Here is a 14,494-nt window from a genome sequence, read left to right on the forward strand (position 1 = left end):
TCCAGCCGCTTGCAGCTTGAAGCTTGAAGCTAAAAAGGAATCTTTTATGACCCAGAAATTCGACGTAGTGGTGATTGGTGCGGGTCCTGGCGGCTATGTGGCTGCCATCAAGGCTGCCCAGCTCGGTCTGAAGACTGCCTGCATCGAGGAATACACCGACGCCGAAGGCAAGCTGGCCCTGGGCGGTACCTGCCTGAACGTCGGCTGCATTCCCTCCAAGGCGCTGCTCGACAGCTCCTGGAAGTACAAAGAAGCGAAAGAAAGCTTCAACGTCCACGGTATCTCCACGGGTGAAGTGAAGATGGACGTCGCCGCGATGATTGGCCGTAAGGCCGGCATCGTCAAGAACCTGACCGGTGGTGTGGCCACCCTGTTCAAGGCCAATGGCGTGACCTCGATCCAGGGCCACGGCAAGCTGCTGGCGGGCAAGAAAGTCGAAGTCACCAAGGCTGATGGCAGCAGCGAAGTCATCGAAGCAGAGAACGTGATTCTCGCTTCCGGCTCGCGCCCGATCGACATCCCACCGGCGCCAGTCGACCAGAAAGTCATCGTCGACTCCACCGGCGCGCTGGAATTCCAGGCCGTGCCTAAACGCCTGGGCGTAATCGGTGCCGGCGTGATCGGTCTGGAGCTGGGTTCGGTCTGGGCTCGCCTGGGCGCAGAAGTTACTGTCCTGGAAGCTCTGGACACTTTCCTGATGGCCGCCGACACCGCGGTTTCCAAGGAGGCCCAGAAGATCCTGACCAAGCAAGGTCTGGACATCAAGCTGGGTGCGCGCGTCACCGGTTCGAAAGTCACTGGTGAAGAAGTCGAAGTCACCTACACCAACGCCGAAGGCGAGCAGAAGATCACCTTCGACAAGCTGATCGTCGCCGTGGGCCGTCGTCCTGTGACTACTGACCTGCTGGCCGTCGACAGCGGCGTCAATATCGACGAGCGTGGCTACATCTACGTTGACGACTACTGCGCCACCAGCGTCCCAGGCGTCTATGCCATCGGCGACGTGGTGCGTGGCCTGATGCTGGCGCACAAGGCCTCGGAAGAGGGCATCATGGTCGTCGAGCGCATCAAAGGTCACAAGGCCCAGATGAACTACGACCTGATCCCGTCGGTGATCTATACCCACCCGGAAATCGCATGGGTCGGCAAGACCGAGCAGGCATTGAAAGCCGAAGGCGTTGAGGTTAACGTGGGCACCTTCCCGTTCGCGGCCAGCGGCCGTGCGATGGCGGCGAACGACACCGGTGGTTTCGTCAAGGTCATCGCCGATGCCAAGACCGACCGTGTGCTGGGCGTTCACGTGATCGGCCCATCGGCTGCCGAGCTGGTTCAGCAGGGCGCTATCGCCATGGAATTCGGCACCAGTGCCGAAGACCTGGGCATGATGGTGTTCAGCCACCCGACTCTGTCCGAAGCGCTGCATGAAGCCGCGCTGGCTGTGAATGGCGGCGCCATTCACGTGGCCAACCGTAAGAAGCGTTAATTATAAAAACCACGGCGGGCTGCCCGTCGTGGGTCTTGCGCGCAAGATCCACCGCGGAATGTCCGCCGGACCGGGCCACCGGAACAATCCGGGGTTAACGGTCACAGGTGGCGCGGCGCTGGAAACAGCGCAGCGCCGAAGCGCAGTACCTAACGAAGACGGTAAAAAGCATGAATCTTCACGAGTATCAGGGTAAACAGCTGTTCGCTGAGTACGGCCTGCCAGTTTCCAAGGGTTTCGCGGTCGATACCCCTGAACAAGCCGCAGAAGCCTGCGACAAGATCGGTGGTTCGGAGTGGGTGGTAAAAGCCCAGGTTCACGCCGGTGGTCGCGGTAAAGCGGGTGGCGTCAAGCTGGTTCGCAGCAAAGAAGACGCCAAGGCGTTCGCTGCGCAGTGGTTGGGCAAGAATCTGGTGACCTACCAGACCGATGCAAACGGTCAGCCAGTCTCCAAGATCCTGGTCGAGTCCTGCACTGACATCGCCAAGGAGCTGTACCTGGGCGCTGTCGTGGATCGCTCGAGCCGCCGCATCGTGTTCATGGCCTCCACTGAAGGTGGCGTAGACATCGAGAAGGTCGCCCACGACACCCCCGAGAAGATCCTCAAGGCTACCATCGACCCGCTGGTCGGCGCTCAGCCGTTCCAGGGTCGCGAGCTGGCGTTCCAGCTGGGTCTGGAAGGCAAGCAAGTTCAGCAGTTCGCCAAGATCTTCGTAGGCCTGGCCAAGCTGTTCAAGGATCACGATCTGGCCCTGCTGGAAGTGAACCCGCTGGTGATCAAGGCCGACGGCGACCTGCACTGCCTCGATGCCAAGATCAACATCGATGCCAACGCCATGTACCGTCAGCCCAAGCTGAAGACGTTCCACGATCCGTCGCAAGACGACGCCCGTGAAGCCCATGCTGCCAAGTTCGAACTGAACTACGTCGCGCTGGAAGGCAACATCGGCTGCATGGTCAACGGTGCTGGCCTGGCCATGGGTACCATGGACATCGTCAACCTGCACGGCGGCAAACCGGCCAACTTCCTCGACGTGGGCGGTGGTGCTACCAAAGAGCGCGTGACCGAGGCGTTCAAGATCATTCTGTCCGACAGCAATGTCGCGGCCGTTCTGGTCAACATCTTCGGTGGTATCGTGCGCTGCGACATGATCGCCGAAGGCATCATCGGTGCAGTCAAAGAAGTCGGCGTGAAAGTGCCGGTGGTTGTTCGCCTCGAAGGCAACAACGCCGAACTGGGCGCTAAAGTACTGGCAGAAAGCGGTTTGAACATCATTGCGGCAACCAGCCTGACCGACGCTGCTCAACAAGTTGTCAAAGCTGCGGAGGGCAAGTAATGAGCGTCCTGATCAATAAAGACACCAAAGTCATCTGCCAGGGCTTCACCGGCTCGCAAGGTACTTTCCACTCCGAACAAGCCATCGCCTACGGCACCAAGATGGTTGGCGGCGTTACTCCAGGCAAGGGTGGCACCACCCACCTGGGCCTGCCGGTGTTCAACACCGTCAAGGAAGCCGTGGAAGCCACCGGTGCTGACGCTTCGGTCATCTACGTTCCGGCTCCGTTCTGCAAGGACTCCATCCTCGAAGCGGCGTTCGGCGGTATCAAGCTGATCGTCTGCATCACCGAAGGCATCCCGACCCTCGACATGCTGGACGCCAAGGTCAAGTGCGACGAACTGGGCGTGACCCTGATCGGTCCTAACTGCCCAGGCGTCATCACTCCGGGCGAGTGCAAGATCGGCATCATGCCAGGCCACATTCACTTGCCAGGCAAGGTCGGTATCGTTTCGCGTTCCGGCACCCTGACCTACGAAGCGGTCAAGCAGACCACCGACGCCGGCTTCGGCCAGTCGACCTGCGTCGGCATCGGTGGCGACCCGATCCCAGGCTCCAACTTCATCGACATCCTGAAGCTGTTCCAGGAAGATCCGAAGACCGAAGCGATCGTCATGATCGGCGAGATCGGCGGTTCGGCTGAAGAAGAAGCGGCTGCCTACATCAAAGCTCACGTTACCAAGCCGGTCGTTTCCTACATCGCGGGCGTTACCGCGCCTGCAGGCAAGCGCATGGGCCACGCTGGCGCCATCATCTCCGGCGGCAAAGGCACTGCGGACGAGAAGTTCGCTGCCCTGCAGGACGCTGGTGTCAAGACCGTGCGTTCCCTGGCAGACATCGGCAAGGCCCTGGCCGAGCTGACTGGCTGGGAAGCCAAGAAGTAAGCAACTCGCTGTACCCCCCCACGCGCACAGAGGCCACCTTCGGGTGGCCTTTGTCGTTTCTGTCCTGCAGCTCTAGGATTTTTCCTCATGGTTAACAGGATCCTTCATACAGAAGCTTTCCGCGTCTCTGGAATAATCCCCACGTCATCGGTCGCTTAAACGACAAACATGTACGCACATCGGACAAGCTGCACCGCTACAGTGCGTTTGCTGGCCAAATTCTGTACCCTACGCGTCACTCTGTGCCCGTACCCCAAAAGGGAACGACACGCTAAACGGGTCTGGCTCATCAGGCCGGGCAGCATTTCCGCCATCCATGTGGAAATCCCCTCTCGAACCCCGATTTCAGCAGTGTGGTACTTCCTTAAATGAAAGTGTTAAAAGGCCAGGATATCCTGGCACTTGGCTTTATGACGTTCGCGCTTTTCGTGGGTGCGGGCAATATCATCTTCCCCCCTATCGTCGGCCTGCAGTCCGGGCCGCATGTGTGGATGGCGGCGCTGGGCTTTCTGGTCACGGCCGTGGGCCTCCCGGTCATCACCGTGGTGGCGCTGGCCAAGGTCGGCGGCGGAATGGATGCGCTGAGCAGTCCGATCGGCAAGTTCTGTGGTGGCCTGCTGGCTGCTGTCTGCTACCTGTCGGTGGGGCCGTTGTTCGCCACGCCGCGCACGGCGACCGTTTCCTTCGAGGTAGGCGTTGCACCCCTGACCGGCGAGAGCCCACTGGCGCTGTTCATTTACAGCCTGGTGTATTTCATCGTAGTGCTGGCGGTGTCGATGTATCCGGGCAAGCTGCTCGATACTGTCGGACGTTTCCTCGCACCGCTGAAGATCATCGCCCTGGCGGTACTGGGTATCGCAGCCTTCATGCTGCCAGCCGGCGGTATCGGCGAGGCGCAACCTGCCTATGCCGCCGCGGCGTTTTCCAAAGGCTTCTCCGATGGTTATTTGACCATGGACACCTTGGGCGCTCTGGTATTCGGCATTGTCATCGTCAACGCCATTCGCTCGCGTGGTGTCGAGTCGCCGAAGTTGATCACCCGCTATGCCATCATCGCCGGGCTGATCGCTGGAGTCGGCCTGGCCCTGGTGTATATCAGTCTGTTCCGGTTGGGGGCGGGTAGCCACGAGATTGCCGCCGGCGCCAGCAATGGGGCTGCCGTGTTGCATGCCTATGTTCAGCATACCTTCGGCTCGCTGGGCAGTGGTTTCCTCGCCGTGCTGATCGCGCTGGCCTGCCTGGTCACCGCCGTAGGCCTCACCTGCGCATGCGCCGAGTATTTCAGCCAGATGCTGCCGCTGTCCTACCGCGCGCTGGTGGTGATCCTCGCCGGCTTCTCGCTGCTGGTGTCCAATCTTGGCTTGACCAAGCTGATCATGTTCTCGATCCCGGTGCTCACTGCGATCTATCCGCCGTGCATCGTGGTAGTCGGGCTCAGCTTCGTCAACGACCTGTGGAATTCGCCGACGCGTATTCTCGCGCCGGTGATGCTGGTTTCGCTGATCTTCGGCATCGTCGATGCGATCAAGGGCAGCGACATCGCCCATATGTTGCCTGACTTCCTGGCACACCTGCCGCTGAGCGATCAGGGACTGGCCTGGTTGGTGCCTTCGGTCGCGACGTTGGTAGTTGCCGTGGCGTGCGACCGCCTTCTTGGCAAACCACGCGAAGCCTTGGCCTGACAGATCGAAGGGTGCCAGTGGTAACGGCTATACGTTACGCAGCCACTGAGTGAAGTGCCCATCAACAACCCTGCAATCGTCAGACTGCAGGGTTTTTTTATGCGAGTAAGCGACAGCCGCCAGGCGAGGGGTGCACGTGGAGAAGTTGCTCTGGCGCGAAACGCGCGCGTTCAGTAGTCGTTTCGGCAAGAACAAGAGTTTGCACTTCCCAAGTGAAGCGTTTCACCATTAAGTTGCGGCCATAAAAAAACCCGACATTGTCGGGTTTTTTGTTCTGCTTGAATTACTGCTTGGCAGGTTCAGCAGGAGCGGTGGTCGGCGCCGGATTGGACGGCTGAGCTTCCTCGACGGCCTTCTGCTGCGCTTCAGCCTGATCTTTGGCAGCTTCGGCATTTTCCTTGGCGGCGTCGTTCACTTTATCCTGGGCTTCGCCCATCTTTTCCTGGGCCTGCTCGGCATGTTTCTGTGCGTCCTGAGCTTTATCTTCGCTGGACTTGTCGCATGCAGCCAGACCCATGGCAGCGGCCAGCATCAGAGCAAAAGCGAAAGGTTTACGCATGGGATGTTTCTCCTTGTGGAATAAGTGAGTTGAAACCTTCGAGTTCGGCGGTGTGTGAGAAGTTCAATGCCGCGTGCAGATATATAAACAGGCCACTCGCCTCGACTTTTTCCAGGCCCTGTGGGCCAGTACAACACGGAGCGCTCTGGTCATGAATCCAACCCCTACAGAGCTCAGCACGCTGATGGCAATGTCGCAGCGATTCCTGTCGGCGCTGAGGCATTGCCAGCAGTTGCAGATGCGGGTGCAGCATGCCGACGCGCAGGGCATGACCTTGATGCTGCCCTGGTCGGACAGGTTGGTGGGCAATCCGCAGACCGGTGCCGTGCACGGCGGGGCGCTCACCACATTGCTGGACACCACCTGCGGCATGGCCACGCTGTGCGTGCTGCCGAAATTCGAAGTCTGTCCGACGCTGGATCTGCGTATCGACTACATGCACCCGGCCAAGCCAGGTTTGGACCTTTACGGTCATGCGTACTGCTACCGGGTGACCCGTGATGTGATCTTCACTCGGGGTAGCGCTTACCAGGACGACCCGGCGCAGCCGATCTGCCAGGTCGTGGGCACCTTCATGCGTCTAGGTGGTGAAGCGCGCGGAGGCCTGAGTTTTGCCGCGCGCATGGGCGAGGGACAGGCATGATCCCTGCGCCGATACGCCAGCAACTGACAGAGGCGCATGCACGCGGCGACTATGCGCCGTTATTGGCACTGATTCCCTACGCCCGGCTGATCGGCATCGAATGTCAGCGCGAGGGCGATGATCTGCTGTTTCGTCTGCCCGCCAACCCCGACAACATCGGCAACCCGCTGCTCCCGGCCATTCATGGCGGCGTGATCGCGGGTTTCATGGAGCTTTCAGCCGCCCTGTACCTGTTGATCTTCAGTGACAGCCTGAGTATTCCGAAGATCATCGACTTCTCCATCGATTACCTGCGCGCCGGCCATTACCGCGACACGTTCGCCCAGTGCCAGCTGTGGCGCCAGGGGCGGCGGGTGACCAATGTGTCGATCACCGCCTGGCAGGGCGAGCGCGGCTCGCCCATCGCCACGGCCCGGGCGCATTTCAAGATCCAGCCGCAGTCACCCTTGAAATAGCCAGCCATGCCCCCATCTGCTGAACATCCGCCCATCAGGCTCGACGCCTGGGGCGCAATGACCAACAGATCGGAGTGTGAAGACGATGAGTGTGGAGACTCAAAAAGAAACCCTGGGCTTCCAGACCGAGGTCAAGCAACTGCTGCACCTCATGATTCATTCGCTGTATTCGAACAAGGAGATCTTCCTGCGCGAATTGATCTCCAACGCCTCCGACGCTGCTGACAAGCTGCGTTTCGAAGCCCTGGCCAAGCCCGAGTTGCTAGAGGGCGATGCCGATCTGAAGATTCGCCTGAGCTTCGACAAGGAAGCCGGCACGGTCACCCTGGAAGACAATGGCATCGGCATGAGCCGCGCGGATGTCATCACCCACCTGGGTACCATCGCCAAGTCCGGCACGGCCGACTTCATGAAGAACCTCACTGGTGATCAGAAGAAGGACTCGCACCTGATCGGCCAGTTCGGCGTGGGCTTCTATTCCGCGTTCATCGTTGCCGACAAAGTCGATGTCTACAGCCGCCGTGCTGGCACTGCTGCCGCCGAAGGCGTGCATTGGTCGTCCAAGGGCGAGGGCGACTTCGAAGTCGCGACCATCGACAAGCCGCAGCGCGGCACGCGCATCGTCCTGCACTTGAAGCAGGATGAGCAGGAGTTCGCCGACGGCTGGCGCCTGCGCAATGTGGTGAAGAAGTATTCCGACCACATCGCGTTGCCGATCCAGTTGCCAAAAGAGCAATCGGCCGTAGCCGAAGGCGAAGATCAGCCTGCTGAAGAGTGGGAAACCGTCAACCGCGCCAGCGCGCTGTGGACCCGCCCGCGTACCGAGATCAAGGACGAGGAGTACCAGGAGTTCTACAAGCACATCGGCCATGATTTCGAAAACCCGCTGGCCTGGAGTCACAACAAGGTCGAAGGCAAGCTGGAGTACAACTCGCTGCTGTACGTGCCGGCACGTGCGCCGTTCGACCTGTACCAGCGCGAAGCACCGCGCGGCTTGAAGCTGTACGTGCAGCGCGTGTTCATCATGGACCAGGCCGAATCGTTCCTGCCGCTGTACCTGCGCTTCATCAAGGGTGTGGTCGACTCCAACGACCTGTCGCTGAACGTCTCGCGTGAAATCCTGCAGAAGGATCCGATCATCGATTCGATGAAGTCGGCCCTGACCAAGCGCGTGCTGGACATGCTGGAGAAGTTGGCGAAGAACGAACCTGAACAGTACAAGGGTTTCTGGAAGAATTTCGGCCAGGTGCTCAAGGAAGGTCCGGCCGAAGATTTCGCCAACAAGGAAAAGATCGCCGGTCTGTTGCGCTTCGCCTCCACGCACGACGACAGCGGCGAGCAGAGCGTCAGCCTGGCCGACTACCTGGCTCGCGCCAAGGAAGGGCAGGACAAAGTCTACTACCTCACTGGCGAGTCCTACGCGCAGGTCAAGAACAGCCCACACCTGGAAGTCTTCCGCAAGAAAGGCATCGAAGTGTTGCTGCTCACCGACCGTATCGATGAGTGGCTGATGAGCTATCTCACCGAGTTCGATGGCAAGAGCTTCGTCGATGTCGCCCGTGGCGACCTGGACCTGGGCAAGCTGGATTCCGAAGAGGACAAGAAAGCCCAGGAAGAAGTGGCCAAGGACAAGGAGGGGCTTGTCGAGCGCCTGAAAACGGCGCTGGGCGACAGCGTGGCCGAAGTGCGCGTATCGCACCGTCTCACCGACTCTCCGGCGATTCTGGCCATCGGCGAGCAGGACTTGGGTCTGCAGATGCGCCAGATCCTCGAAGCCAGCGGTCAGAAGGTGCCGGACTCCAAACCGATCTTCGAATTCAACCCGACTCACCCGCTGATCGAGAAGCTCGATCACGAACAGAGCGAAGATCGCTTCTCGGAGCTGTCGCACATTCTGTTCGACCAGGCGGCCTTGGCCGCTGGCGACAGCCTCAAGGATCCGGCAGCGTATGTGCGCCGCCTGAACAAGCTGCTGGTCGAGCTGTCTGCTTGAGATGACGCACCGCAAAGCCCGCTTCGGCGGGCTTTTCTTTTGGTCAAGCCTGAGGAACGCATGATGAGCAAGGTAATCGTCGAGTCGCTGGTCTATCACCTGTCCGGCCGCAGCTATGAAAGTCGCCTGGTCTTTGAGCCAGGGGTGGCCGCACGGCCTGCATTGGTGATGGCACCGAACTGGATGGGTATCGGCGAAGTGGCTGAGCGCGTCGCTAAGGAAGTGGCCGAACAAGGCTACGTGGTCTTGATCGCCGACTTGTACGGGCAGGGCGTGCGTCCATCGAATGCTGAAGAGGCGGGGGCGGCGATGATGCCGTTGAAGAATGACCGCGACGAGTTGCGCAAACGTATGCACGAGGCCCTGGCGCAGTTGCTCGGTCAGTCCAAGGCGCTCCTGGCGCCTGGTAAAGCGGGCGCGTTCGGTTTCTGCTTCGGTGGGTGCTGCGCACTGGAGTTGGCACGCAGTGGCGCGGACCTCAAGGCGACGGTGTCTTTCCATGGCACTCTCGATACACCTAGGCCTGAAGACGCTTCGCGTATCAAGGGCTCGGTACTCGTGCTGCACGGCGCCTCCGACCCGCTGGTACCCGCCGAACAACTGCCGGCATTCGAGGCCGAAATGAACGCGGCCAAGGTCGATTGGCAACTGCTGAGCTATGGCGGTGCGGTGCATTCCTTCACCGATCCTACCGCCAACGTGCCGGGCAAGATGCAGTACGATCGACGCACCTCGGAGCGTGCGTTCCGCTCGATGCACAATCTGCTCGAGGAAGTGTTCAAGGCGTGAAGTGGCAGTCCTGAACGATCGGCCTGCGGCGGTGGTCTACGCTGCTTCGATTGCCATCAGGACGTTGCCCCATGATCGCCAGAGCACTGGCCTGCCTGCTGTTTTCCGCCAGCCTGTGCCCAACGGTGCAGGCTCGCGATTATCGCTACAGCGATGCCCATCTGCATTACGTCGACTTCTTCCAGGAAAGTGAAGGCATGCCCGCCTTGCTACGGGCCATGGATCAAGCAGGGGTCGATCACGCGATGATCTCCGGTATTCCGGTGGCGAAGAAATGGCACGAGGACGAGCCCAAGCGTCCTCGCTATTACGCAGGTGACGACGCCGAAGCGTACTGGTTCAGTGCCACCGACATTCACGTGGCGGCGGCGGTGCAGAAACTGCCCGCCGAACAGCGCAAACGCTTTCATCCGTTTCTTTCCGGGATCAATCCGGTGGACAAGAACGCGGTCAGCCATGTCGAGCGTATGCTCGAACTGTATCCCGATTTCTGGCAAGGCATCGGCGAGGTGTTCACCCGCCACGATGACCTGACGGCGCTGACCAGCGGCGATACGCCCCGGGCGAACAACGAGGCGATGGCGCGAATTTATCACCTGGCTGCTGAGCGGGATCTGCCGGTGATGGTGCACTCCAACATCACCTCCAAACGCGAGCGTAACCCGCTGTATCTGGCGGAGATCGAAGAGCCGCTGCGCGATCATCCGCATACCCGATTCATTTGGGCCCACGCCGGCACCAGTCTGGAGATCCATCGTCACCAGACCCAGATGGACTTCATTCTGCCCACCCTCGAGCGCATGCTCGAAGCCTACCCCAACCTCTACATCGACTTGTCCTGGAGCATGCGTCAGCCCTATCTGCTGGATGAGCAGGGAAAACCCCGCAAGGCCTGGCTGGCGCTGGTGGAGCGCTTCCCGGATCGATTCATGTTGGGTTCGGATGTGGTGGGCCGGTTCGCCAGCGTAGGCGAGCAGATGCATGGCTTCGACGTGTTTCTGGATGCGTTGCCCGAAGCCGTGGCCCGCCAAGTGGCGAGGGACAACTTCCTGGCACTATTACCAAAGCGTCGATGAGCACGCTTATCGCCATGAACCGTGTTGCGCAGGTCCGTGCGTGCCTACGCAACACCTGTGATTATCAGGCGTGCGGCTCTTTGGCCAGGCGTTTGAGCAGTGCCTCGGCCGTGGCGTGCGATGAGGCAGGATTCTGACCGGTGATCAGATGGTCATCTTCGATCACGTAACTGGCCCAGTCGGCCGCCTTGGAGTACTCGCCACCCTGGGCCTTGAGCATGTCTTCTACCAGGAATGGCACCACGTCGGTCAGGCCGACGGCGTGTTCTTCACTGTTGGTGAAGCCGGTCACGCGCTTGCCATCGATCACCGACGAGCCGTCGGGCGCCTTCACCCGCTTCAGTACGCCGGGCGCGTGGCAGACGGCGGCAATGGGTTTGTTGGCCGCATAGAACGCTTCCAGCAAGGTGATTGAGTCCTTGTCCTGCGCCAGGTCCCAGAGTGGGCCGTGGCCGCCCGGGTAGAACACGGCGTCGAAATCGTAAGGATCGATCTCGCCCAGCGGTACGGTGTCGGCCAGCGCCATCTGTGCCTGGGTATCACCTTGGAAGCGTTCGGTGGCTTCGGTCTGGGCATCGGGTTGGTCGCTCTTCGGGTCGAGCGGAGGCTGGCCGCCCTTGGGCGAAGCCAGGGTAATCTCGGCGCCGGCATCGACGAACACGTAATACGGCGCGGCGAACTCCTCGAGCCAGAAGCCGGTTTTGTGGCCGGTATCGCCGAGTTGGTCGTGGGAAGTCAGCACCATCAGGATCTTGTACATGCGAGTGGTCCTCCAGATCTTCGTGGGCAGCGCGCTATTGGCCTGCGTTAGTGTGGGAGGTCTCAAGGGCTTGGACGTTCCATCGGATAGTCTCGGGCGACATTTCAGCTGAGGGGCGACCTCGATTCGGGTGAACCTTCCGAGTGTCGCGTAGGGCTTTTCCCATGATGCTATTTCCCCGTGTTGAGCCGTTGTGCCTTGACCAGAGGCCCTCTAGGCTTCGCCTGCTTGCTGCATTTCCTCATCCTGCCTCAGCCCACGGGCAGAGACGCACGCCGGGTTCGCGTGAGTCTGGTTGAGTTAGGACGAGGAAGTGTGGCAAGCACTTCATGACGATTTCCAGGAGGATATATGGGCAGTGACGATCAATCATCCAAGGGGCCTGAGCTCAAGGTCATCAGCGCCATGGAGCGCTTGCGCCGCAAGCCGAGGATGGACTGGGTGCAGGCGATACCTGGCCTGCCGGCCAAGGACACGCTCATGGAAATTTCCGCCATCATGGGTTGCGTGACCGAGCTCACGCGTCGGGCCATCAATCACCCCCGTGAAGCCGCCGTGTTGATGCGCGCCACCTTCTACCTCAGCGGCATGAGTAAGGCCATGATCGACGGCCAGGTGGCACAAATGCGCGGTGATCAGTCAGCGCCAGAGGGCCCCAAGCCCTGAAGCAATCACTGATGCCTCACAGCGTCGTCCTATCGGCCTGACTTGGCAATCCCCTCGCCGCAAGCTTCACCGCCAGTGACCGCGCTACAATGCGCCACAGACGAGTATCCAAGGGCTCAAGGTGATGTCGAAATGCTGAATACGAACGAAACGCGGGTCTTCATTCGTCGTTTTGGCTGGGTGATATTGCTCGCCCACATACTGGTAATGGCAACGCTGGCGGTCACGTGGATCATCACAACTCCCCTTACATGGCGCGGTCATGAGCACGTGCTCAAGGTTGCGTTCTTTGCGACCGTTTTTGGCGGAGTGGTCATGGGGCTCGCGTTCATGCTCGTCGTACGCGGGCGCAGTTGGGGTGTTTGGATCAATGTGGTGTTACTGGTGCTGTGCATGGCCCTCACGCTCGCGTTTCATGCCCCGGGTCACGGGATGGCCATCCTGGGGGTAGCGCTGATGCTCCCATTGTTGGCGTTGCTGGTGATAAACAGTGGTCGTCATCGGCAGGCGGTCAAACGCTACGCCGTCTTTCGTCGAGACAGGACCCGATGGGCAATGACGATCAGCATTGCCAAAGAAAAGGGTATCGATCTGAACCAGGAGGCTGAACGTCTCTTTGGTGGTGCCAGTGCAGAGCGCGACCATTGACCGCCTTTCAAACGTGCATTCACGCTTCACAGTAGGGCGTAAACGCCTTCATTTTTTAAAGCGATGCACTGTGTGGAGTGTTCACATCAAGTGAAGCTGGCTAGCACCTGAGCACTCGCGCGCTTTGGCCAGCCCGGCCCGTATCTTGCTCTGCCTGTTGGAATCCTCACTCTTGGACTATTCCAATCATGAGTTCATCCGGCGAATTTTCTCTGACCGAAGCCCCTCCAGCAGCCCGCAAGGGCCTGCTTCCCATTGCCATGATCCTGTTCAGCTTCACGTTCTTCACCGGCACCATGTTCGCCGGGGGCAAGCTCGGTATGGCGTTTACCTTCGCCGACATGCTCTGGATAGCGACGATTGGCAACATTCTGCTGGCCGCCTATGCCGCGAGCCTGGCGTTCATCGCCTCGCGCAGCGGCCTGAATACCGTGTTGATGGGGCGTTTCTGCTTCGGCGAGGCGGGCAGCCGCCTTTCCGACTTCTTGCTCGGTTTCGCAGAGCTGGGCTGGTACGCCTGGGGCACGGCAACGGTGGCGATCGTGTTGGTCAAGCTGCTGGGGTTGGCAGAGGGCTTCACTCCGGCCTTGATGGTGCTGTTCGGGTTGGGCTTCAGTGTCACTGCGATCATCGGTTTCAAGGGGCTTGACGGGTTGTCACGCGTCTCGGTGCCTTTGATGTTCGCGTTGCTGGTGATCTCGATGGTCATCGCTACACGCGATGCGGGCGGGTTTTCCGGGCTGCTGGCCGTGGTGCCGCATGAGAGCATGAGCTTCTCGGCCGCCGTGACCATGGTGTTCGGCACCTTCGCCAGTGGCGCGACACAGGCCACCAACTGGACCCGATTGTCGCGCAACGCACGGGCTGCGGTAGCCGACAGCGTGGTGGCGTTTCTCGTAGGCAACGGCTTGATGGTGGTCGCGGGGGCTTGGTGCGCGATGGTTTATCAGCAAGCTGATATCGTCGAGGTGATGATGCTGCAAGGGCTGTCGTTCGCCGCGGTGGTGATGCTGTGCCTGAACCTCTGGACCATCCAAGGCCCGACCCTCTATAACGTGGCAGCCGCCAGTTGCCACCTGGCACGCAGTGAGCGGCGGCGCACCGCTACGCTGCTCGCCGCAGGTGTCGGCATCGTCCTGGCGATAGGCGGTATGTACGAGTGGCTGATTCCTTTCCTGGTTTTGCTAGGCTCGATCATTCCGCCGGTCGGTGGCGTGATCATGGCCGATTTCTGGTACCGCCATCGCGGCCACTACCCCACCTTGGCTTCGGTCAAGCTGCCGCGCTACAACCGCGCAGGTCTTTTCGCTTATGCTCTGGGCGCGGTACTGGCCTATAGCTCGCCGTGGGTCGCACCGCTGGTGGGAATCGGCGCCTCGGCACTGTGTTATGTCGTTCTGCTTGAGTTCAGAGCGCGAATACAGCCTGCGGTCCAAGCCAAACGCTAGGCCTGTCCCGGGGCTGCTTAGACTCCCCCTGCGTTTGTCATCGTCAATACCTTCCATGCGCGATTATCACG

Annotated in this window: 14 protein-coding genes; 12 read left to right on the forward strand and 2 right to left on the reverse strand. The window is 60.2% G+C overall.

The window, feature by feature from the left end; translation table 11 throughout:
- The first annotated feature begins 46 nt into the window (after positions 1-46).
- The 4 genes from lpdA to brnQ all read left to right on the forward strand — a co-directional run bounded on the left by lpdA (position 47) and on the right by brnQ (position 5,386).
- On the forward strand, positions 47-1,483 hold the full coding sequence (gene lpdA / locus ACK2SD_RS09700) for a dihydrolipoyl dehydrogenase (protein ID WP_412461984.1): 1,437 nt from the start codon (positions 47-49) through the stop codon (positions 1,481-1,483).
- A gap of 170 nt (positions 1,484-1,653) precedes the next feature.
- The gene (sucC, locus tag ACK2SD_RS09705; protein WP_029612068.1) at positions 1,654-2,820 is read left to right on the forward strand and encodes an ADP-forming succinate--CoA ligase subunit beta; all 1,167 of its coding nucleotides are present in this window, start codon (positions 1,654-1,656) and stop codon (positions 2,818-2,820) included.
- Entirely contained in the window at positions 2,820-3,704 is an 885-nt protein-coding gene (gene sucD / locus ACK2SD_RS09710; RefSeq protein ID WP_003254203.1) for a succinate--CoA ligase subunit alpha, read from the forward strand. Before sucC ends, sucD begins: the two co-directional genes overlap by 1 nt.
- A 368-nt stretch (positions 3,705-4,072) precedes the next feature.
- On the forward strand, positions 4,073-5,386 hold the full coding sequence (brnQ, locus tag ACK2SD_RS09715; RefSeq protein WP_029612069.1) for a branched-chain amino acid transport system II carrier protein: 1,314 nt from the start codon (positions 4,073-4,075) through the stop codon (positions 5,384-5,386).
- A gap of 283 nt (positions 5,387-5,669) precedes the next feature.
- Here brnQ and ACK2SD_RS09720 read toward each other — a convergent pair whose 3' ends face one another.
- Positions 5,670-5,945 carry a hypothetical protein gene (locus ACK2SD_RS09720; RefSeq protein ID WP_029612070.1) on the reverse strand — a complete coding sequence of 92 codons (276 nt, stop codon included), beginning with the start codon at positions 5,943-5,945 and terminating at the stop codon, positions 5,670-5,672.
- A gap of 151 nt (positions 5,946-6,096) precedes the next feature.
- On the opposite strand from ACK2SD_RS09720, the gene ACK2SD_RS09725 reads away from it, so the two are divergent.
- From ACK2SD_RS09725 to ACK2SD_RS09745, 5 genes are all read left to right on the forward strand, one after another.
- Positions 6,097-6,588, forward strand: a complete 492-nt coding sequence (locus ACK2SD_RS09725; protein WP_295483114.1) for a PaaI family thioesterase — start codon at positions 6,097-6,099, stop codon at positions 6,586-6,588.
- A complete protein-coding gene (locus ACK2SD_RS09730) occupies positions 6,585-7,043 on the forward strand; it encodes a PaaI family thioesterase (RefSeq protein ID WP_412461985.1) in 459 nt (152 codons plus the stop codon). Before ACK2SD_RS09725 ends, ACK2SD_RS09730 begins: the two co-directional genes overlap by 4 nt.
- A gap of 85 nt (positions 7,044-7,128) precedes the next feature.
- The gene (gene htpG, locus ACK2SD_RS09735; protein ID WP_412461986.1) at positions 7,129-9,036 is read left to right on the forward strand and encodes a molecular chaperone HtpG; all 1,908 of its coding nucleotides are present in this window, start codon (positions 7,129-7,131) and stop codon (positions 9,034-9,036) included.
- Between the two features lie 63 nt (positions 9,037-9,099).
- Complete coding sequence (locus ACK2SD_RS09740; protein ID WP_412461987.1) at positions 9,100-9,825, forward strand: dienelactone hydrolase family protein; 726 nt, start codon at positions 9,100-9,102, stop codon at positions 9,823-9,825.
- A 71-nt stretch (positions 9,826-9,896) separates the two neighbouring features.
- Positions 9,897-10,901 (forward strand): amidohydrolase family protein, encoded by a 1,005-nt coding sequence (locus tag ACK2SD_RS09745; protein ID WP_039578640.1) that lies wholly within the window; start codon positions 9,897-9,899, stop codon positions 10,899-10,901.
- A 64-nt stretch (positions 10,902-10,965) separates the two neighbouring features.
- Here the strand turns inward: ACK2SD_RS09745 and ACK2SD_RS09750 are convergent, their stop codons facing one another.
- Positions 10,966-11,661: a type 1 glutamine amidotransferase domain-containing protein gene (locus ACK2SD_RS09750; RefSeq protein WP_412461988.1), complete on the reverse strand. Its 696-nt coding sequence runs from the start codon at positions 11,659-11,661 to the stop codon at positions 10,966-10,968.
- A gap of 351 nt (positions 11,662-12,012) precedes the next feature.
- Between ACK2SD_RS09750 and ACK2SD_RS09755 the strand changes: the two genes are divergently transcribed.
- The 3 genes from ACK2SD_RS09755 to codB all read left to right on the forward strand — a co-directional run bounded on the left by ACK2SD_RS09755 (position 12,013) and on the right by codB (position 14,423).
- Positions 12,013-12,327 (forward strand): DUF3077 domain-containing protein, encoded by a 315-nt coding sequence (locus ACK2SD_RS09755; RefSeq protein WP_412461989.1) that lies wholly within the window; start codon positions 12,013-12,015, stop codon positions 12,325-12,327.
- Positions 12,328-12,459: 132 nt separating this feature from the next.
- Complete coding sequence (locus tag ACK2SD_RS09760) at positions 12,460-12,975, forward strand: hypothetical protein (protein ID WP_412461990.1); 516 nt, start codon at positions 12,460-12,462, stop codon at positions 12,973-12,975.
- Between the two features lie 188 nt (positions 12,976-13,163).
- Positions 13,164-14,423, forward strand: a complete 1,260-nt coding sequence (gene codB, locus ACK2SD_RS09765) for a cytosine permease (RefSeq protein ID WP_412461991.1) — start codon at positions 13,164-13,166, stop codon at positions 14,421-14,423.
- Positions 14,424-14,494 lie beyond the last annotated feature (71 nt).

Origin of the sequence: Pseudomonas sp. SC11 (genome assembly GCF_047039205.1) — a bacterium.
Classification (GTDB): Bacteria; Pseudomonadota; Gammaproteobacteria; order Pseudomonadales; family Pseudomonadaceae; genus Aquipseudomonas; species Aquipseudomonas boreofloridensis.